Here is a 22,711-nt window from a genome sequence, read left to right as displayed (position 1 = left end):
GGAAAAATATATGCAAAATAAATGGTGGAGAGAGTCTGTATTTTATGAAATATATATGCCTAGTTTTAAGGATGGAAATGGTGATGGAATAGGAGATTTTAAAGGAATAGCGTCAAAACTAGATTACTTAAAAGATTTAGGGATAAAGGGGATTTGGCTAACACCATTTTATCCATCTCCTAAAGTTGATAATGGATATGATATATCGGACTATTATAATATAGATAAAGATTATGGAACATTAGAAGAATTTAAAGAATTTTTAAATAAGGCTCATAACTTAGGTATAAAAGTTATAATAGACATAGTTCTTAATCACACATCTAGTGAACATCCTTGGTTTAAAGAGTCAAAATCATCAATAGGTAGTGAAAGGAGAGATTTTTATATTTGGAAAAATAGTATTCCGAATAACTGGGAATCTTTTTTTGGTGGAGAAGCATGGGAATATGATGAAAATACAAAAGAGTACTATTATCATGCCTTTGCAAAAGAGCAAGTAGATTTGAATTGGTCAAATCCAAAGGTTTATGAGGCCATGAAAGATGTATTGAAGTACTGGATAGATTTTGGAATTGATGGATTTAGATTTGATGTTATAAATTTCTTAACAGTACAAGATGATTTAAATGTTGATAATCCGTTTGATGAAAGTGGTGAACAAGTACATAAGTATGACAAGAATCAAGATGGTGTATTAGATATAATAAAGAGATTAGTAAAAGATATTAGGGACATTAAGGAAGATATTTTTCTTGTGGGAGAAGTAGGCTCAGAAGATTTTAATGAATTAAAGCCATATTGTGGTGAAAACTTGCTAGATGTTGTGTTTAATTTTAATTTAGGGAGTATAGACGAATTTTCTATAGAAAAAATATATAAAGAAATACTATGTATGAATGAAGAATATGATGAAAAACAGATACCTACAATATTTTTTAATAGTCATGATATGGGAAGAAGTATAACACGATTTAATCCTAAGGGAAATTGTAATGGGATAGAAAAGGCTATAGCAGCTTTACTTTTGACAACTAAAGGTGTTCCATTTATGTATTTTGGTGAAGAAATAGGTATGCAAGACTTAGTTTGTTATGATATTGATAAAATGAATGATATACAAGGAATAACTAAATATAAATTAGAAATAGCAAAAGGTAAGTCAGAATATGAAGCTCTAAAATTATCAAATAAAAGTTCTAGAGACAAGTCTAGAAGTCCTATGCAGTGGAATAATGACATCAATTATGGATTTAGTGAAGCAAAGCCTTGGATTAATATAGAAGATAAGAAAGATAAAACAACAGTTGAAAAAGCTACAAAAGATAATAAAAGTTTATTAAACTTATACAAAGAATTAATAAAAATAAGATGTAATACAACAGCGCTATTATATGGGGATTATGAAGATTTAATTTTAGAAAATGATGTATTAAGCTTTAGAAGAAAATACAATGATATAGTTGTAGATGTTGTAATCAACTTTAGCAATGAGGATTATACACAAAAAATAGATAAAATAGAACTCTTAAACACATCAGAAAGCAATACATTAAAACCATATGATTTCTCAATATATATAAATAAATTATAAATATAATAAATTAATGATTAAGAGGTAAAATATGTCTAGTTTAAAAACAATTAAACAATTATTGAATGAATATAATGCAAAAGATGTAAGATTCTACAGAAAAGAAAAAATAGTATTCGAAGATGTAGGAGAAAAAGATGTATATAATATAAGTGCACCTTTTATAGATGAAAATGAATTAGTAATAGCAGGAAGAGTAGAATATAGAGACAGTGAGCACTCAGAAATTTATTTTTTTGTTAAAAGGAATGGGAAATGGATACCAAGAGAAAATACTAAAAAATTCACTTTACAAGACCCATTTTTTACTTTTATAAATGGAGAATTAATATTAGGTGGAGTTGAAATATTCCCACATCTAACTATAGAAAACTCACTAGGATGGAGAACTGTATTTTATAAAGGTAAAGATATCAACTCCTTAGAAATGTGTTTCAAGGGTCCAATTGGAATGAAGGATTTAAGACTTGTTGAGTTAAAGAATAAAAAAATAGGAGTTTTAACTAGACCACAAGGAAGTAAAGGTGGTAGAGGTAAAATAGGATTTACAATAGTTAATAAAATAGATGATTTGACTATAAATACTATAGATAACGCACCCCTATTAAAAAATCAATTTACTGATTTAGAGTGGGGAGGAGCCAATGAAGCACATTTATTAAAAGATGGAAGACTTGGAATTTTGGGGCATATTGCTTGCTTTGATGATAATAAGGATAGACATTATTATCCAATGGTATTCATATTAAATCCAGAAACTAGTGAAACCACTGATATAGAATTAATAGCTACTAGAAAAGATTTTTTAGAAGGTCCTTCAAAAAGAACAGACTTAATTGATGTGGTATTTAGTGGAGGTTTAGTAAGGAACAATGATGAAACAGCAACTTTATATGCAGGAATAAGTGATGCTGAAGCTCAATTAGTAACAATCTTAGATCCTTTCAATGGATTATAGAAGTTTGGAGGACATTAATGGAATGATAAATATCTTAGATGAAACGTATGACAACAGGTTTATAGATGCAGTAAAAGCACAAATAATAAGACCAGATATAATAGATGGATATGGAGAAAGCTGTGGATATTTAGTTGGTACTCATGTTAGGGATAAAGATAGAAACAATTAAGGATGACATAGAAAACAAAATACAAGAAATATAAATGAAATTTAAGGAGAATAAGAATGAGGAAAGATTATGTTGTAGCAGTAGATTTAGGTGGAAAATCATGTGTGCTAGGTGCAGCTACACTAGCTATAAGTGAATTAAATAATATCAATTAAGTTAAATTGGAAAATAATAAAAGAAATATTAAAAAAATACTATCTTGCGTAACATAGAATTATACGGATTATGAGAATATAAATAAATAACAACAAGGACTTTGTACTTTTATGACCCTTGTGGGTAAAATTTATTTTAACATGCTTAGATTATATAAATTATATGAAAAAAAAGTAGAATGAGTGAATATTTAGAAGAATAAGCTAGTAAAGATATATATGAAATTATATATTGACTAAGTAGAGTTAATAATTTATAATGAAAATAAAGTTATCATACAGATAAATAAAAGGATCGTTACTGAGATAGATGTAATCAGGCGTGACCTAAAAATTCTAGTAAATTCTTAAAGTATTATTAGTCTTTTTTAGGTCTATTTTTGTTTACAGTGGAGGTAGTTTATGGTTATAAAGAAAGTATTTAATAATAATGTTGTATTTGCCAGAGATAATTCAGGACAAGAAGTAATATTAATGGGAAAAGGAATTGGATTTAATAAATTTACTAAAGATTTAGTTGAAATAGATAAAATTGAAAAAAAATTTATATTCAATAATGAGGAATCATTAAGTGAATTACATTTACTGCTAGATAGGATACCTTTAAAAGATGTTGAGCTTGTAAGTGAAATTATTCAAATGGGAAGAGAAGAATTAGGCGATAATCTTAATGATAGTATATTAATCACATTATCGGAACATATAAGTTATATGCTAAAAAGAATGGATGAAGGATTAGTGTTTCAAAGCCCACTTCAATGGGAAATAAGACAAATATATCCTAATGAATATAACTTTAGTAAGAAAGCTGTAGAATATTTAAGAAAAAAATTGGATAAAGATATTCCTGACTCTGAAATAGCTTTTATTACGATACACTTTGCAAATGCTCAGTTAGAAACAAAAGATATGCAAGAAACTTTATTGTTAACTAAGATAATTGATAATGTATTAGATATCATAAAGTATCATTATGGAATTGAAATAAATGAATATTCCTTTGACTACACAAGGTTTATAAGCCATTTAAGGTGTTTTATAAAAAGGCAATTAAGAGGTGAAAATACAAATGTAGACACATCATTATTAGATATAATAAAAATGAAATATAAAAGTGATTACAATTGTGCAAAAAAAGTAAAAAACTTCCTTGAAAAGACATATAAATGGAAAATTAGCGAAAATGAATTGTTATACTTAACATTGCATTTAAATAGATTATCAAATATAAAGTAAATAGTGTAGGATTGTTACTGTTCGGCAGGCATGACCTAAGTTAGTATAATTAGTTTTTAATATCTAATTGTATTGATTTAGGTCTATTTTTATACATAAAATTATGAAAATGGAGGGTATATTGTATGAAATTTGAAAGAGAGTCTGAAGAGATTATAAAATATGTAGGGGGAAAAGAAAATATTATTAGTTTAGTTCATTGTGCAACTAGGCTACGTTTTAAGCTGAAAGATACTTCAAAAACTAACAAAGAAGAGTTATTAAAAATTAAGGATGTACTATCTGTAGTAAATAGTGGAGGACAATACCAAGTAGTAATTGGAAATAAAGTAACTGATTACTTTGAAACTATTACAAAAAAAGCAGTTTTACAAGGACAAAATACTGAAGAAAAGGGAGAAAAAGTTTCAATAGTTTCTAGAATATTTGAATCAATTTCAGGTGCATTTTCTCCATTAATACCTGCACTAGCTGGAGCAGGTATGATTAAGGCATTACTTACAATACTAACCACTATGAAATGGATGTCTGATGCAAGTAGCACTTATGCTATATTATCAGCAGCTGGAAATGCTGTATTTTACTTCTTACCAATATTCTTAGGTATTACTTTAGCTATAAAGCTTGGCACAAACCCATATGTTGGTGGAGTGATAGGAGCAGCTTTGTTAGATCCTAATTTTACAGCTTTAATTGGAGCAAAAGGTGGTGCTAACTTTTTTGGAATGCCAGTAACACCAATTGATTATTCTTTTGGTGTGTTCCCTATATTTGTTGCTATATTTATTTATTATTACGTTGATAAGCTTTTAAAGAAGATTATATTAAAAGATTTACAATTGTTCTTAGTACCGATGATATCATTATTAGTTATGGTTCCTTTAACTGTGATTTTATTTGGACCAATAGCAACTACTGTTGGTGATGTAATATCAAATATTTTTATGGGATTATTTGAATTTAATAGAGTAATTGCAGGAGCTGCAATAGGCATAGCTATGCCATTCTTAGCGGTATTGGGATTACACTGGGGCTTCACACCAATTACTTTACAAAACTTGGCTACAATGGGTGGAGACCCAATAGAAGGTGCAGCTGTTGCAGCAGTATTTGCTCAAATAGGTATTGCAATAGGTTTATTTATGAAGGTTAGAAAATCTAAAAAAAATCCAGAATTAAAAGTATTAGCAGGTTCAACAGCAGTTACAGGAATTTTAGCAGGAGTAACAGAACCTATAATTTATGGAATTATATTAAGATACAGAAGGATGATTCCAATATTAGCTATTGCAGGAGGTATTGGTGGTGGCATATGTGGTGCATTTGGTGTTACTTGTAATGCATATGTATTCCATAATATATTCTCAATGCCAGTTTATACACCATTCCTAGGATATATATTAGGAATAGGAACAGCATTAGTACTAGGATCAGTATTATCATATTTCTTTGGATTAAGTAAAGAAGAATGTGAAGAAGGTAATGAAGTTGTTTCTAATGAAGAAGATGGTATAGAGGAAATATTATCTCCAATAGAAGGTTTACAAATAGAGTTATCTGAAGTAGAAGATGAAGTATTTGCATCAGGAACTATAGGTAATGGTATGGCAATAATACCTTCAAAGGGAGAAGTTGTATCTCCTGTAAATGGAACAATAACAACTATTTTTCCTACAAAGCATGCAATAGGGATTACCTCTGATAAAGGTGTAGAAATATTAATACACGTAGGACTTAACACTACTATGTTAGATGGAAAGTATTATACTACTCATATGAATGCAGGAGATAAAGTTAAAAAAGGAGATAAGATTGTTTCTTTCGATAAGGATAAAATAGAAGGTGAAGGGTATAGTGTTGTTACACCAATAATACTAACTAACACAAATGATTTAGCAGATGTAATAGTTAAAGAAAATAAACATATTAAAATTGGAACACCTGTAATAAAAGTTGTTTATTAATTATACTGGAGGAGATATTTCTATGAAATCTAATCAAGAATTTTTATGGGGAGGGGCAGTTGCTGCTCATCAAGTTGAAGGTGGATATAATAAAGGTGGAAAAGGAATAAGTATTGCAGATGTAATGACTGCGGGTACTCATACTGTTCCAAGAAAGATAACAGATGGAGTGCTTGAGGGCTTAAATTATCCTAATCATGAAGCTATTAATTTTTATGAAAATTATAAAGAAGATATTAGATTATTTGCAGAAATGGGATATAAGTGTTTTAGGACAAGTATTGCTTGGACTAGAATTTTTCCAAAGGGAAATGAATCAACTCCAAATGAAGATGGATTGAAATTTTATGATGATTTATTTGATGAATTATTAAAATATAATATAGAGCCAGTAATAACTTTAAGTCATTTTGAAATGCCTTATCATTTAGTGAAAAACTATGGTGGCTGGAGAAATAGAAAGTTAATAGACTTCTTCGTAAACTTCTGTGAAGTGGTAATGAATAGATACAAGGATAAAGTTAAGTACTGGATGACTTTCAATGAAATAAATAATCAAAGTATAACTACAAATCCTATTTATGCATTTACTAACTCGGGAATAATCTATGAAGAGCAGGAAGACAGGGAAGAAGTTATGTATCAAGCAGCTCATTATGAATTTGTAGCAAGTGCAAAGGTTGTGAAGATAGGTCATGAAATAAACCCTGAGTTTAAAATTGGATGTATGGTGGCAGCTATGCCAAGCTATCCTTATTCTTGCAATCCAGAGGATATGATTAAATTTGTAGAATCTAATAGAGAACAACTTATGTTTACTGATGTACATGTAAGAGGTCATTATCCAAGACATACACTAAAATTATGGGAAAGAAAAAAGTATAATCTAGATATGACAGAGGAAGATAAAAAAATTCTAAAAGAAGGAACAGTTGATTTTATTGGATGTAGTTATTATTTAACTACTGTAGTAACAGCTGATAAAACTATGAAAACAACAGGTAATGACTCAGCAGGAAAGGCTGATGTAGTTGAAAATCCATACTTAAAAACTTCTGATTGGGGGTGGAATATAGACCCTGTAGGTCTACGATTTTACCTTAACCAACTATATGATAAGTATGAACTTCCTATATTCATTGTTGAAAATGGGTTTGGAGCAGAGGATGTATTAAAATCAGATAATACTGTAGATGATGATTATAGAATAGAATATTTGGCTAATCATATAAAGGAAATGAAAAATGCCATTGAAATTGATGGTGTTGATGTTATAGGGTATACTGTTTGGGGATGTATAGATCCAGTGTCATTTACAACAGGAGAAATGAAAAAAAGGTATGGATTTATATATGTAGATAAAAATAATGATGGAAGCGGGACTCTTAAAAGATATAAAAAGAAATCTTTTGATTGGTATAAAAATGTAATAAAATTTAATGGAGAAATTTTATAGGTAGATAAATTTTAATATTTATAAGATTATGTTAAATAAACCATTAAAAATTAGATTAAAATCGTGGGTATTATTCTTGAGGATAGTCTCCGCTGTTTAAATCCATTAAAAGATATTGGCTAAATAGTCAATATCTTTTTTTATTAAAAAATGAATATAAATATAAAAAGGTAAAGTTAAAAATTGGTAGGTATAACTTTTGTTTCACCAAATATTGATAATATAAAAGACCTTAGTAATATGTTGGAAAAATATTTAAAGAAGAATTATAATGAGTAGAAAAATTAATAAAAATTTACTGCTTATTTTTTAGAATTAAGTAGAGTTTTTTTGATATTAACAAGAGGAATGGTTTAGTATAGATTGTTAGAATAGAGATAAAAATATACAATATTTAAATTTTCTAAAACATATACGTATAAGTTTTGGGGGAATATCGAATTATATAAAATAATTTTCTAATTCAATTTATATTTAATTAAGAAAAAACTTATATATAGTAAAAAACGGAATGTAAACATTGACATAAGGAAATACATGTGATAGTATTTTAATAAAACATATACGTATAAGTTGTAAAAAATAATAAGTAATCCGTATAAAAGAGGAGGGCGAGAGATGAGTAAATATTCTAACGAAGTAAAAGAAATGTTAGCATACTTAGGTGGAAAAGAAAATATTGTAACTTTAATGCATTGTATGACAAGGTTAAGATTTGTTCTTAATGACACCAGCAAAGCTAATACAAAAAAGATTGAAGAGTTAAAAAATGTTAAAGGTGTGTTTACACAAGCAGGTCAATTTCAAGTAATAATTGGGCCAGATGTGGGTAATTATTATAAAGAATTTATTGAAATATCAGGAGTACAAGGTGAATCTAAAGAAAATGTAAAAGAAGCAGCTAAGAAGAATATGAACATACTTCAAAGAATTATTACTAATATGTCAGAAATTTTTGCTCCATTAATTCCAGCTATTATTGCAGGTGGATTAATTCTAGCTTTTAGAACAACTATTGGAGATATGAAATTTTTTGAAGATGGAACAAAGTCCCTTATTGAAATATCTCAATTTTGGAGTGGAGTACATAGTTTTTTATGGTTAATAGGGGAAGCAGTATTCCATTACTTACCAGTTGGTGTCGTATGGTCCATAACTAAAAAAATGGGTGGTACTCAGATTTTAGGTATAGTTACAGGTATTACCTTAGTATCACCACAATTGTTAAATGCTTATGCAGTAGGTTCAACAGAAGTTCCTTTCTGGAATTTTGGTTTTGCACAAGTTGAAATGATTGGATATCAGGCTCAAATAGTTCCTGCAATTCTTGTAGGTTTTACTTTAGTATATTTAGAAAGACTATTCAAAAAGATTACTCCTCATGCAATAAGTATGGTGGTAGTTCCATTGTTTTCAGTAATTATTTCAGTATTATTAGCACATACAGTTTTAGGACCAATAGGTTGGGCTATTGGGAATGGAATAGCAACTGTTATTCAAGCAGGCTTTGATTCTTCTTTTGCATGGTTATTTGCAGGTATTTATGGATTTTCATTCTGTCTATTAGTTATTACTGGGTTACATCACACTATACTTCCAATAGATTTACAATTAATAGGATCTATGGGTGGAACACCAATTTGGCCAATTAATGCACTCTGTGGTATGGCACAGGCCTCTGCAGTTTTAGCCTATATGTATTTAAAAAGAAAAGATAATGAAGTTAAACAAGTAGGAGTGCCAGCATGTATTTCAGCATGTCTTGGTGTTGCAGAACCAGCTATATTTGGTATTAATTTAAAGTATTTTTATCCATTTTTAGCGGCTCTTATAGGTTCTGGTGTTGCAGGAATGATATCAGTTATAACTAAAACTACTGCTGTATCTATTGGTGTTACAGGAATACCAGCTATATTATCAATTAATCCAAAAAATATGTTTAGTTATTTAATAGCATCAGTAGTATCAATAGTATTAACTTTTGTGTTAACTATAATTTTTTCAAAGACAAAACTTGCGAAAATTAAAGATAAATAGATTTATTTTTTTAAGTAGCCAATTAAAGAAATTAATAAAGTTTTGTAATATTAGTATATAAGTAGGAGAAGGTGAAAGTAATAATGAAGGACTTTAGGACAAGTTGTGTTTATCAGATATACCCTAAATCATTTAAAGATAGTAATGGAGATGGAATAGGAGATTTAAGAGGAATTATTGAAAAATTGGATTATCTTGAATTTCTTGGTGTAGATTATATATGGTTGACACCTTGTTATGTATCTCCTCAAAATGATAATGGATATGATGTAGCTGATTATAAAGCTATTGATTCTAGATTTGGTACAATGGATGATTTAGAAGAGTTAATAAAAAAGACTAAAGATAGAGGCATAAAAATTATGCTTGATTTGGTGTTTAATCATACATCAACAGAACATATATGGTTTAAAAAAGCTATTGGAGGAGATAAAAAATATAAGGACTATTATATTTTCAAAAAAGGAAGAGCAAAGGGAATTCCACCAACAAATTGGGAGTCAAAATTTGGTGGAAGTGTATGGGAATATGTTGAAAAGTTTGATGAATATTATCTTCATCTTTTTGATAAAACTCAAGCTGATTTAAATTGGGACAACCCACAAGTAAGAAAAGAAATTATTGATATTATTAGGTTTTGGATGAGCAAAGGAGTTAAAGGCTTCCGTTTAGATGTTATAAATCTTATTTCAAAGCCTAATGTTTTTGAGGATGATAATTTAGGTGATGGAAGAAGACTTTATACTGATGGAGAAAACATTCATAAGTATTTAAAAGAGGTATCTGAAAATACCTTTATGCTTGATGAAGATGTAATAACTGTAGGGGAAATGTCTTCAACAACCATTGATTATTGTATTAAGTATAGTAATCCTAAAGAAAAAGAGTTAAGTATGGTATTTAACTTTCATCACTTAAAGGCAGATTATGATGGTGGTAATAAGTGGGCATTAAAAGAATTAGATTTTGCGGAGCTTAAAAATATATTAAATCAGTGGCAAATAGGGATGGAAAAAGGAAATGGATGGAATGCAGTTTTCTGGTGTAATCATGATCAGCCACGTATTGTAAGTAGATATGGAGATGATGGTGTATATCACAAGGAATCAGCTAAGATGTTGGCTACTATAGTTCATTTAATGAGGGGAACTCCGTATATTTATCAAGGTGAAGAGTTTGGAATGACCAATGCTTACTTTGCTGATATTAATGAGTATAGAGATGTAGAGTCTATAAACTATTATAATATTTTAAAGGATAGAGGTTCATCCAATGAGGAGATTATGAAGATAATAATGAATCGTTCTAGAGATAATGGAAGGACTCCTGTTCAATGGGATAGTACAGATAATGCGGGCTTTACTACAGGTACACCATGGATATCTTTATGTAATAAGTATAAAGATATAAATGTAGAAAAAGATATAAAAGACTCAAATAGTATTTTATATTATTATAAGAAACTTATTGAGTTAAGGAAAAAGTATAAAGTTATTAGTAATGGATCATATAAGCCATTGTTGGAAAATAATAATAGGGTGTTTGCATATAAAAGAATTTTAGATGATGAAGAACTTTTAGTGTTATGTAATTTTTATCCATCATTTGAAAGAATAATCTTAAAAGAGAGAAAAAATAACTTTAAATGCATTTTATCTAATTACGAAAGTATAGATTTTTCTAATGAGATAGAACTAAAGCCTTATGAGTCTATAGTTTTTTATTGTAATGAAAATGTTTAAAACTGTTAGAATAGTAAGAAGAAACTTATAACATAGTTTCTTTAAATTTACTAGATTATTTAGCTAGTTATATGCTTTAGAATTTATTGATATATATTTTCTACAATGCTACAATATAAATGGTGATAGAATATGGAAAGTAAATATGAAAAAGTATATAATGAAATATTAAATAAAATTGAAAAAAATGAATATGTAGCTCATGATAAGTTGCCTACAGAAAGCGAACTTATGAGTGAATATACAGTTTCTAGAGATACAGTTAGAAAAGCATTAAGTATTTTAGAACAAAAAGGATATATAAAGAAATCAAGAGGTAAATCAGCGATTGTTTTAGATATTCATAAGTTTAATTTTCCTGTGTCAGGAATAACAAGCTTTGAGGAATTACATAGTATGCTTGGATTAAATTGTAAGACATATGTTGAAAATCTTGAGATAGTAAAAGGTGATACTATATTAATGGAGAAGCTTCAAGTAGGAAAGAAAGATGAAGTATATAAACTTTTACGAGTAAGAGAAATTGATGGAGAAAAAATTATAATAGATAAGGATTACTTTAATCGTAATATTATTAATAATCTTCCTTTAGTAGCTGCAAAAAAATCTGTATATGAATATATAGAAGGGGAGCTTGGACTTAAGATAGGTTTTGGTAAAAAAGAAATTACTGTAGAGATGGCTACTGATGAAGATATAGAACTTCTAGATTTGAGAGAATTTAACATGGTTGTGGTTGTAAGGAGTTATACATATCTTGAAGATACAACCTTGTTTCAGTATACAGTATCAAGACATAGACCAGATAAATTTAAATTTATAGATTTTACATGTAGAAGTATATAGTAAGTATGCCTCCATAATATTAAGTATAATAGTAGTTAGAATGGAGTGATTATTATGAGAACAATACATCAGTGTTTTCCAGATGGAAAAAATAAGGTACTTACGATGAGTTATGATGATGGTCGTGAAGCGGATATAAGACTTATAAAAATATTTAATGATAATGGAATCAAAGGTACATTTTATTTAAATTCTGGTTATATAGATAAAAGTTTTAATGATAATATTAAAAACTTTGGACGTAGAATAAAAGAAGATGAGATTAAAGAACTATATAAAGGACATGAGGTTGCAACACATACCGTAACACATCCCACTATAGCAAGATGCCCTATCTCTCAGGTTGTTAATCAAATTGTTGAAGATAGGAAAAAATTAGAGTCTATAGTAGGATATCCTGTAAGAGGTTTATCATATCCAAATGGATCATATAGTGAAGAAATAAAAAACATGTTACCTTATATTGATATTAAATATGGAAGAATAGCAGGAAGTAGTGGCAATTTTAATATGCCATCAGACTTGTATCAGTGGGAAGCTACATGTCATCATAATAAAAATTTGTTAGAATTAGCAAATGAATTTTTAATTAAGGACAGACCACAGCATTTACATATGTTTTATGTATGGGGACATAGTTATGAATTTAATAGGGATAATAATTGGGAATTAATCAAAGAATTCTCACAGAAGATGGGAAATAGAGATGATATTTGGTATGCTACAAATATTGAAATAGTTGATTATTTATATGCCTTTAATAGATTAATATTTTCTATGGATGGAAGTTTTGTGTATAATCCTTCAGTCCAATCTGTATGGGTTAATGTGGACAATATAGTTTATGAAATTAAAGGTGGACAGCAAGTAAAATTTAAGTAGTTGAGGAATATCATGTTAACAAAGGAATATAGCGAACTTGTTAAAAAATTAGGTGAATGCAATAAATTATAATTTTATTAAAACTGAGTTTATAGACAAAGTAGTTTAAATTGCACTAAGTCAGTTGCAAATAAATCATATATATCAGAAAATATATATAATATATTGTTATGAGTACAAACAATAGTTATCTATTCATTAAAAAATTTAATTGAGAGTTTGATTTGTATTATTGAATTAGCAAGGGTTTTGGAGAGTAGGAAATTATACACTAAGGATATTCCAACTACAAAAATAAACAATAAAAGAGCATTAAAAAAATTAGTCTAACATCATAACTAAATAGCTATATACCTACATTTACAAAAAACAACAAAACAATCAAATAACCACTTATAGACTCCCATCATCTCCAACATTGAAATCCACGAAAAATATTAGCAATTTGCTAATATTTTTTTGTGAAAATTAATCTAATAACCTATATAATTAATTTATAAAACACATATGAAGGGGTAAAACTATATGTCTAAAATTGATAATATAATGTCTATATTATGGATATTAAACTCAGATAAAAAAGTTACTGCAAAACAAATATCTGAAAAACTAGAAATAAATGTAAGAACTGTCTACAGATATATTGATGCATTATCTGCTAGTGGATTACCTATAATTTCAGATACAGGTCATAATGGTTTATATACCAGATTGCAATAACAATAATGATATATTCTATAGTAATAATAGCTATTTTCTTTGCAACGTCTTATACAATTAATATAAGTATATCAAATTTGGATACAGGTATAATTCTTATTGTAGTTTTATTTATACAGTCTTTATCTAAATTAGTGTTGTATATGTATTTTGATAAAAGGGGGATATGTAACTAAGTGGCAATATTAATGAAAACAAAAATTAAAGAATATAGAGAAAAACTTCTTATGACGCAAAATGAACTTGCTAAATTAGTTGGGGTAAGACGTGAGACTATTGTACATTTAGAAAATGGGAAATATAATCCTTTTTAAGATAAGAAGAGTATTGTAAATGATAAAAATTAGTGAATATACAGTCAATTAATAAATAATAGATAAAAATTTAAGGTTTAGATGTGAGGAGGAGGTATAGTTTCACAGTGGTTCATATTTCTAATTAAGACTTAAAATGGAAACTATACATACATGCATTATTTACTAAATGTGGACTAGATAAAAAAATAATAAGTGATTTAAGAAAGTATCTCATATACCATATAAGTATTAGTTTAGGTGACCTATTCATAGGTCATTTTTTATACATGTAAATAATGATAATACTAATATTTAAAATATGTTTTAAAGAAATAAAATACCAAGATTGAAAATGGATTAATGTGAATATAAAAATTATATGTATAAAAATAAGTATACTCATAGAAAAAAACAATAATAAAATTAGTGATTATAGAAAAATACAATTATATAGATTATTGTTGAATCATTGACTACAAGAATAATAACATTTAAAATGAACATGGAGAATATAGGGGAGGAATCAATATGAAAAGAAAAATAGCAGCTATTTTATTATCTGTAGTAATGTCATTATCACTTGTAGCTTGTAGCAATGATAACACATCAAAAAGTGATGAATTAGAGGATACATTAGTAGTATATACTACACATGGAGAGGATATGCTAGGAGCAATTTCTGAAGAATTTACAAAGGAAACAGGCGTTAATGTTGAATTCATAAATTTAAAAGGTGAACTAGCAGATCGTGTTAGAAGTGAAAAAGATAATCCACAAGCAGATATAATGTTTGGTGGAGATACATCTACATACATGCAATTAAAAGAAGAAGGATTATATGAAAAGACTGAACCAAGCTGGAACAATGAATTAGACAAGCCTTACAAAGATTCAGACGGATATTGGTATGGAACTATAAAAACACCAGTAATGATGTTTTATAACACAAAACTATTATCAGCTGATAAAGCACCAAAAGATTGGAGCGATTTAACAAAAGAAGAATATAAAGACTTAATAGTTACTAGAGACTCATTATCATCATCTATGCGTTCTACTGTTAGTAATTTAATCAATTACTACTCAACTACTAAGAGTGAAGATGAAGCTTGGAAGTACCTTGAGGATTTAAATAAAAATATAAAGAACTACTACAATAGCGGAAGTGTTATGTATTCAGCAATAGGTAAAGGTGAAGCAGCAATATCTATTGCAGTATTAAGTGATATAATAGATAATAAAGAAAAAAATAATATGCCATTAGAAGTTGTAGATGCAGAGAGTGGTTCTGTAGTAATCACAGACTGTGTAGCAGCTCTAAAAAATGCACCACATCCAAATGCAGCAGCTAAATTCGTAGATTTTGTTGGAAGTGCTAAGGTTCAAGCTATGGTTGCAAATGATTTTAACCGTATTCCAACATTAGATTCTGCACTTAAAGATTCACCAAAGTGGATGTCAAAAGAATATAAAGCTATGGATGTAGATTGGTCTGTAATTGGAAAAAATCAATCTAACTGGATTGAAAAGTGGGAAACAGATATAATAGATAACAATAAAACTATAAAATAGCCTAATTAAATAATTTAATATTATATACAAAAATAGTGAGGATTTTCCTCGCTATTTTACGTATGAGGGAACTATAGTATCTCATAATTTTGTATAACTCATACAACCAAATGATACTAATACACCAATATTAAATAAAATAGCTTTTGAGCAACTAAAGAAGTAGTTGGCGATATGAAGTGATTCGTAGACGTAGTCGTTCAAATGAAGCGAATTTTTTATTATGCAAAACTTTTAATTATAGTAAAAGTACAATTTATGTGAGCAAGGAGATAAAAAAGTATTTGATTTTATGCAAGAGGTCAAAGACTCTACAAATCTTACTTTAAATGAGAAAAAAGCTGAGGTAATGCCAATTATAATAGAAAATAGACTTAAGAAAAATACTGTAGGTGGGTATTGGGCTTTGGAATTTTCTAAAGATGCTGTTGATAATTGTGTAAGTGGATTTATTGATATAGAATATAAAATGAAAATTATGATGGCTAGTGATGGTTTTTCATGTGGATATGATAGATATAAGATTTTTGATAAAGATGAAATGATGAAAATAGCAGAGATTAAAGGTATAGATTATATATATAGAAAAGTTAGGGAACTAGAAAAGGATGATGAAATGGCAATAGAGTTTCCTAGATTTAAAATCTATGATGATTCATCATGTGTATATTTGGAGATTTATAAATATTAGATAATTTGTGGAGACGATATGAAGAATATAGAATTAAAAGAAATTAATCATTATTATGGAAAAGAAAAAGTATTACATGATGTTAATATATCCATTAAAGAAGGAGAGTTTTTTACTTTATTAGGTCCTTCTGGATGTGGAAAAACGACTATTTTAAGAATAATTGGTGGATTTATAAAACCTTCTTCTGGAAGTATTTATGTTGGTGATAAAAATATTACCAACCTAGAGCCAGAAAATAGAAATATGGGAACTGTTTTTCAAAACTATGCACTGTTTCCAAATATGACTGTTGAAGAAAATGTATCTTATGGATTGAAAATAAAAAAGCTGTCTAAAAAAATTATAATGGAAAAATGTGATAATTATTTAGAGCTGGCAGGAATGAAAGATTTTAGGAAAAAAAAGATTGATGAATTATCTGGTGGACAGCAACAAAGAGTGGCAGTGGCAAGGTCATTAGCGACTGAGCCTACTATGCTTTTATTAGATGAGCCAATGTCTAACCTAGATATAGCTTTAAGAATCAAGATGAGAGAAGAAATAAGAGATATACAGCAAAAGATAGGTATTACTACTTTATTTATTACTCATGATCAACAAGAAGCCTTAGCTATTTCTGATAGAATAGCTGTAATGGATAAGGGTAGAGTTCTTCAAATTGGTGTGCCAATGGAAGTTTACAAAAAACCATTGAATGATTTTGTAGCAAACTTTGTAGGTACTTCAAACTGTATTGAAAAAGAAGATTATGTTAATTTTAATATTGAAAAAGAGACAAAGCCTTATATTTATAAAAGACCTGAAGAAATGGTATTATTGCAAAATACCAACCAAAGAGGTTTTGTAAAAGTAAAAGTAGAATCTAAGAATTTCTTAGGAGCAATTTTAGAATATACAGTATCAAATAATGGAAAAAAGTATCAAGTAACTGAACTTAATAGACTGAATAATAGCAATAAATTAAACGTAGGGGATAGGGCATATTTAGGTGTGCTACAAGGTGAATAATATGATTAAAAAAATAAACCATAGTAAATTCACACCTAAAAGTGTTATTTCTATTATTTTATATAGTATATTATTTTTGATTTTGATTGGATATATTATCGTACCAATAGGCAACACCTTTGTACAAGCATTCCAAGATAAAGGTGGATATTCTTTTGAAGTTTTCAAAGAATATTTTTCAAATACTAATAATTTAAGGGTAGTAAGTAATACTATAATTTTGGGATTGTGTTCTGTACTCGTATGTGGAATTATGGGAATATCACTTGCCTTATATATGACATTTGTTTGTGATAAACACAAAAAAATCATACATATTCTTCTACTAAGTCCAATGATGATTCCTGGAGTAATTATGGTAATTGCATGTATTCAGATTTATGGAGAAAGTGGGATAGTTACAAAATCTATAGAAATTTTACTCCCCTTTATCAAAAAACCTTATGATTTTAGTGGATTAAAAGGAATTTTATTTGTAGTTGCTTATACTCAGTATGTGTATTTTTATTTAAATGTATATGTTGCCTTAAAATATGTGGATTACTCAACAGTTGAAGCTGCAAAAGGAATGGGAGCATCAAAGCTCAGAGTATTTTTTGATGTAATATGGCCTGTTATTACACCTGCGGTTATAACTTCTACTATTATAACTTTTGCATCAGGGATTAGTTCTTTCTCAGCTCCAAATCTTATAGGTGGTGGTTTTAAAGTTTTAAGTACTCAGATTGTTAGGTCTAAGGCTAATAACCACATGGATATAGCCTCAGTTCAAGTAATTACTTTATTATTAATGGGGATTTTATTTATGATTTTATTACAGTATTATGGCAAAAAATATGGAGTAGTACCATCCTTAAAATCTCAAAGTTATAAAGTTAATAATAGAAAAAAAGACTTATTTACATTTGTATGTAAGATTATTATTGAAATACAAATTATTATGATTATGCTTCCTATAATTACTATTGTATATTTGTCCTTTGTAAGCACACATTCAATTATGACAACTATATTTCCTAGAGACTTTACACTGGAAAACTATCAGATGATTTTCCAAAAATCACGTGTATTACAGCCTCTATTAAACAGTTTGAAAATGTCTTTAATGGCAGTGGCAGCAGGATTGGTAATCACTGTACCAGTATCGTATTTAGTAATTAAAAAGGATACTACATATAATCGACTAGCAAAATTTATTATAATGTTGCCTTGGAGTATGCCTGCAAGTGCCATTGCGGTTAACCTAATTAATACATTTAATCAAAAAAGTATATTTGCTTTTAATGAATCCTTAATAGGTGGTTTTTATATTTTACCTATAGCATATACAATTTATGCCTTGCCATTATTATTTTCCTCCAATGAGGTTGCTATGAAGTCAATAAATTTAGGACTAGAAGAATCATCAAGGAGTTTAGGTGCTGGAAGGGTAAAAACCTTTTATAATGTAATAGTACCAAATATGATGCCAGGAATAATTTCAGGAGCTATATTAGTATTTATTCGTACAATTGGAGAATATACAATGTCAGCCTTACTTTATGGTGTTTATAATAGACCTATTTCAATTTCTATTGTAACTAATATGCAAGAATTTAAGATAGGAGTATCTATGGCTTATGGTGTATTAGTAATTGGTATATGCTATGTAGCATTAGGAATAATTTTTAAATTAGATAGAAAAAGATTTACATAAAATAACAAAGGCTAATTTATAAATTGGTGTTTAGAAAACCAAGTCATTTTATTCCTTAGAGATAAACTCGATGGGTGTTATTTTTGGTGTTTTATGTCAAGTTTATGGAAGTACAAAATTAGATAATAGTGAGTATGATTCCTATAAATCATCTCTACCATTGAAATCTACAAAAAGATATTGGCTAAATAGCTAATATCTTTTTAATTTTTTTGATTCAAATATAGCACTAACTATGGTATGAGTATCTTTAAATTTATAGTTAAAGTACCTTAATTGCTTACTATAAAAATCTAGGAAAGCTAAAGTATATTAAATTAAAATGCTTAAAAAGAGAAGTTGTACATGAGAGGTATAATTAACGATGATACAGACTTCTAAAAATTATTTAGTGAAAAGGAACTCAAAGTGTATAATAAAAGTTCCTTTTCAATAAGGAAAACGATTGTTATTTTCTGAACTTTATTAACCTGATATTATTTAAATATAAACAACAACAAAATTAATAAGAAGCAAACTCAACCTAAAATTTAAAATATCGGGAGGTACAATATGTTAATAAATATGAAGGAAATGCTAAAAGTAGCACAAGAAAATCAATTTGCTGTACCAGCATTTAATATAGGAAGTGGGCAAATACTTAAAGCAGTAGTACAGAGTGCTAACGAAAAAAATGTACCAGTAATACTTGCAATACACCCAAATGAGCTAAGTTTCCTAGGAGATAGCTTTGTAGCTAGTTGTATAGAAGAAGCAAATAAGAGCAAGGTACCTATGGTAATACACTTAGATCATGGGGAAAATAAAGAACAAATATTAAGAGCAATAAGATGTGGATTTACATCAGTAATGATTGATGGGTCACATTTACCGTATGAAGAAAATGTAGCTATATCTAGGGAAGTAGTAGAAATAGCAAAAGGATTAAATGTATCTGTAGAGGGAGAACTTGGAACAATAGGAACAACAGGAGAAGGTGGTTCTGATGAAATAATATATACAGATTCAAAATTAGCTAGGGATTTTGTTGAAAAAACAGGAGTAGATACACTAGCTATTGCAATTGGTACAGCACATGGTATATATCCAAAAGGGTTTAAACCAGAACTTAAATTAGATTTATTAAAAGAAATACGAGAAGTAGTAGATATACCTTTAGTTCTTCATGGGGGGTCATCAAATCCAGATGAAGAGATAGCACAAGCAGTTAAACTAGGAGTTTGTAAAATAAATATTTCAAGTGATGTTAAGTCAGCATATTATAAGAAGTGCAGAGAACTATTGGAACAAAATCCAAGTTTATATGAGCCAGATACTATATATCCACCATGTATAGAGGCTGCAAGAGAAGTTATAGAGTTTAAAATGAATTTATTCAATGATATAGATAAATTAAAATGCTTTTACAAAAATAAGAATTAGTTATGAGGAAACAAATAAAAAGGAGGGGAGAATTTATGATAGGTCAAATATTACGAAGTGATTGTATTATACTAGATAAGCAATTACAAACTAAAAAAGAAGTGATTGATTATATGGCAAATCATCTGTATCAAGGAAATTATATAAATGATAAAGAAAAGTTTATAGTTGATATTAATAAACGTGAAAAAGAATCATCAACTAACATGGGGAATTTAATTGTTATCCCTCATGCCAAGTCAAGTTCAGTAAAGCAACCTGTAATGATGTATTTAAGAACTGATAAGGAAATTACGGATAATGATGGTCAAAAAATTAGGTCATTTTTTATGATAGCAGTTCCAGAATCAGGTTTAGATGAGCATCTTAAGATTATATCTAAACTAGCTACATATCTAATGGACGAAAATCTTCTTAAGCACCTACTAAGTGCAGAAACTCCATATGAAATATTAAATATATTTAATAATAAAGCTGTAGAATCAGGAGATTCAAGTGATAATCAAAATAAAGGTCTTATAGTTGGAATAACAGGATGTCCAACAGGGATAGCTCATACTTTTATGGCAAAGAAAGCATTAGAGGAAGCAGGGCAAGAACTTGGATATGAAGTTAAAATAGAAACTCATGGAGCTATAGGTGTAGAAAATAAATTGACTAAAGAAGATATAAAAAGAGCTGAATATGTAATAATAGCTTGTGATAAAGAAGTTCAAATGAGTAGATTTATAGGAAAAAAAGTATTACAAAAGAAAGTAGTAGATGCTAAGAATGTTTCATTAGCTAAAAATTTAATTATAAACGCTGAAAATGGAATGGCTAAAGAAATTAAACCAGGTGGAAAAACTTTAGAAGATTCAAAAGAAATACTTCAAGGGTCAGAGAAAAAAGGTGTTTATAAACACTTAATGAGTGGTGTATCTGAAATGATTCCATTTGTAGTAATAGGTGGGATTGGTATAGCCATAGCGTTTATGTTTGGTATATTTGCATCAGACCCAACTCATGAAACATACAACCCTATAGCTGGATTCTTTGGACAACTTGGAGGCGATTCAGCATTTAAGTTATTTATACCGATACTTGCTGGTTTTATAGCTAAATCAATAGCAGGAAGACAAGGTTTTGCTCCTGCTATGATAGCTGGTTTTATGGCAGTTATTGGAGGCTCAGGGTTTATAGGTGGTATGGTAGCTGGATTTGCAACAGGATATATAGCTTTAGGAGTAATGAAGATAACAGAAAATTTACCAGATGTATTAAAGGGAGTAAATGCTGTATTAATATGTCCACTGTTGATTGCATTTACGAGTGGAGCTATAATATTCTTTGTAGTTAATACGCCAGCATCATGGTTAAATGAAGCTTTACAGTCTTGGTTACAAAGTATGTCTGGAAGTAATAAAGTATTATTAGGTGCAATATTAGCAGGAATGATGGCATCAGATATGGGAGGACCTATTAATAAAACGGCTTCAGCATTTGGATTAGCGATGTTTTCAAGCAATATATTTGAACCATCAGCAGCGTTAATGGTAGGTGGAATGGTACCTCCATTAGCAATATCATTAGCTATGTTAATATTCAAAAATAAGTTTACTAAAGAAGAAAGAAAATCATCCCTACCAACTGCTATAATGGGGGCATCTTTCATAACAGAAGGAGCGATACCGTTTGCAGCTGCAGACCCATTAAGAATGATTCCAGCAAATATAATTGGTTCTTGTATAGGTGGGGCAATATGTATGAGTTTAGATATAACTTTAATGGCACCACATGGGGGAATATTTGTAATACCATTTGCATGTAGTGCACCAGTTGCATATATAGCTTGTATATTAGTTGGTACAGTAATAACAGCATTGATTATAGGGGTAACAAAGCCTACTATAAGAAGTGAAAATAGTGAAGTTGAATTACTTGGTGCTTAAATTATAAATAATAGTAAAAATAATTAATGGAATAACAACAAGTATATAGAATAACAATAAGGATATTTAGAATCAGTTAACTACTTCTAAATATCCTTAATTTTTATTTTGAAATTATATTATCTATTATATCAATTTAGTAAGGTGTATCATAAATTCTTTTATGATACAGAAGTATCTTAGTAATTTTACATAGTTAGTAAATATGTTAAAATAGTACTTAATATAAACATAGAAATATATAAACATAGGTAGGGAGGGCTAAGTATGCTTGTGTCGAGGCAAATTGAATTTCTTAAATTGATTAAAAAATAGCTACGCACACTTGTG

The 22,711-nt window shown here is 28.7% G+C and carries 18 protein-coding genes and 1 pseudogene; all 19 read left to right on the top strand.

From position 1 onward, the window contains the following. Positions 1-10 precede the first annotated feature (10 nt). The 19 genes and pseudogenes from KGF39_RS13465 (at position 11) to KGF39_RS13380 (ending at position 22,381) form a co-directional block, all read left to right on the top strand. Positions 11-1,594: an alpha-glucosidase gene (locus KGF39_RS13465; RefSeq protein ID WP_227822693.1), complete on the top strand. Its 1,584-nt coding sequence runs from the start codon at positions 11-13 to the stop codon at positions 1,592-1,594. Between the two features lie 31 nt (positions 1,595-1,625). Beyond that, complete coding sequence (locus KGF39_RS13460; RefSeq protein ID WP_227822692.1) at positions 1,626-2,552, top strand: MTP-1 family protein; 927 nt, start codon at positions 1,626-1,628, stop codon at positions 2,550-2,552. Between the two features lie 22 nt (positions 2,553-2,574). Next, the gene (locus KGF39_RS13455; protein WP_227822691.1) at positions 2,575-2,724 is read left to right on the top strand and encodes a hypothetical protein; all 150 of its coding nucleotides are present in this window, start codon (positions 2,575-2,577) and stop codon (positions 2,722-2,724) included. A gap of 557 nt (positions 2,725-3,281) precedes the next feature. Beyond that, the gene (locus tag KGF39_RS13450) at positions 3,282-4,115 is read left to right on the top strand and encodes a PRD domain-containing protein (protein WP_227822690.1); all 834 of its coding nucleotides are present in this window, start codon (positions 3,282-3,284) and stop codon (positions 4,113-4,115) included. 125 nt (positions 4,116-4,240) lie between these two features. Further along, the gene (locus KGF39_RS13445) at positions 4,241-6,079 is read left to right on the top strand and encodes a beta-glucoside-specific PTS transporter subunit IIABC (protein WP_227822689.1); all 1,839 of its coding nucleotides are present in this window, start codon (positions 4,241-4,243) and stop codon (positions 6,077-6,079) included. 22 nt (positions 6,080-6,101) lie between these two features. Continuing rightward, a complete protein-coding gene (locus tag KGF39_RS13440) occupies positions 6,102-7,535 on the top strand; it encodes a 6-phospho-beta-glucosidase (protein ID WP_227822688.1) in 1,434 nt (477 codons plus the stop codon). Positions 7,536-8,153: 618 nt separating this feature from the next. Next, on the top strand, positions 8,154-9,572 hold the full coding sequence (treP, locus tag KGF39_RS13435) for a PTS system trehalose-specific EIIBC component (protein ID WP_227822687.1): 1,419 nt from the start codon (positions 8,154-8,156) through the stop codon (positions 9,570-9,572). An 83-nt stretch (positions 9,573-9,655) separates the two neighbouring features. Further along, a complete protein-coding gene (gene treC, locus KGF39_RS13430) occupies positions 9,656-11,314 on the top strand; it encodes an alpha,alpha-phosphotrehalase (RefSeq protein ID WP_227822686.1) in 1,659 nt (552 codons plus the stop codon). Positions 11,315-11,446: 132 nt separating this feature from the next. Further along, complete coding sequence (gene treR / locus KGF39_RS13425; protein ID WP_227822685.1) at positions 11,447-12,160, top strand: trehalose operon repressor; 714 nt, start codon at positions 11,447-11,449, stop codon at positions 12,158-12,160. Positions 12,161-12,214: 54 nt separating this feature from the next. Beyond that, positions 12,215-13,042, top strand: a complete 828-nt coding sequence (locus tag KGF39_RS13420; protein ID WP_227822684.1) for a polysaccharide deacetylase family protein — start codon at positions 12,215-12,217, stop codon at positions 13,040-13,042. 525 nt (positions 13,043-13,567) lie between these two features. After that, positions 13,568-13,762: a helix-turn-helix transcriptional regulator gene (locus tag KGF39_RS13415; RefSeq protein WP_413927022.1), complete on the top strand. Its 195-nt coding sequence runs from the start codon at positions 13,568-13,570 to the stop codon at positions 13,760-13,762. A 188-nt stretch (positions 13,763-13,950) separates the two neighbouring features. Continuing rightward, positions 13,951-14,070, top strand: a pseudogene (locus KGF39_RS13410) (helix-turn-helix transcriptional regulator); the annotation flags it as partial. Between the two features lie 516 nt (positions 14,071-14,586). Beyond that, the gene (locus KGF39_RS13405) at positions 14,587-15,630 is read left to right on the top strand and encodes an extracellular solute-binding protein (protein ID WP_227822683.1); all 1,044 of its coding nucleotides are present in this window, start codon (positions 14,587-14,589) and stop codon (positions 15,628-15,630) included. Between the two features lie 292 nt (positions 15,631-15,922). Next, on the top strand, positions 15,923-16,321 hold the full coding sequence (locus tag KGF39_RS13400) for a hypothetical protein (RefSeq protein WP_227822682.1): 399 nt from the start codon (positions 15,923-15,925) through the stop codon (positions 16,319-16,321). 18 nt (positions 16,322-16,339) lie between these two features. Further along, complete coding sequence (locus KGF39_RS13395; RefSeq protein WP_227822681.1) at positions 16,340-17,332, top strand: ABC transporter ATP-binding protein; 993 nt, start codon at positions 16,340-16,342, stop codon at positions 17,330-17,332. Position 17,333: 1 nt separating this feature from the next. Continuing rightward, positions 17,334-19,028 (top strand): ABC transporter permease, encoded by a 1,695-nt coding sequence (locus KGF39_RS13390; RefSeq protein WP_227822680.1) that lies wholly within the window; start codon positions 17,334-17,336, stop codon positions 19,026-19,028. Between the two features lie 70 nt (positions 19,029-19,098). Then, a complete protein-coding gene (locus tag KGF39_RS19930; protein WP_255643371.1) occupies positions 19,099-19,224 on the top strand; it encodes a hypothetical protein in 126 nt (41 codons plus the stop codon). 356 nt (positions 19,225-19,580) lie between these two features. Further along, positions 19,581-20,450, top strand: coding sequence for a ketose-bisphosphate aldolase (locus KGF39_RS13385; protein ID WP_227822679.1), 870 nt, complete (start codon positions 19,581-19,583; stop codon positions 20,448-20,450). Positions 20,451-20,485: 35 nt separating this feature from the next. Next, complete coding sequence (locus KGF39_RS13380; protein ID WP_227822678.1) at positions 20,486-22,381, top strand: fructose-specific PTS transporter subunit EIIC; 1,896 nt, start codon at positions 20,486-20,488, stop codon at positions 22,379-22,381. The last annotated feature ends 330 nt before the right edge of the window (positions 22,382-22,711 follow it).

This window comes from Clostridioides sp. ZZV14-6345 (assembly GCF_020657775.1).
In the GTDB taxonomy this organism is placed as follows: domain Bacteria; phylum Bacillota; class Clostridia; order Peptostreptococcales; family Peptostreptococcaceae; genus Clostridioides; species Clostridioides difficile_D.
The sequence above is the reverse complement of the archived record's forward strand: the minus strand, read 5'-3'. Positions and strand labels throughout refer to the sequence as shown.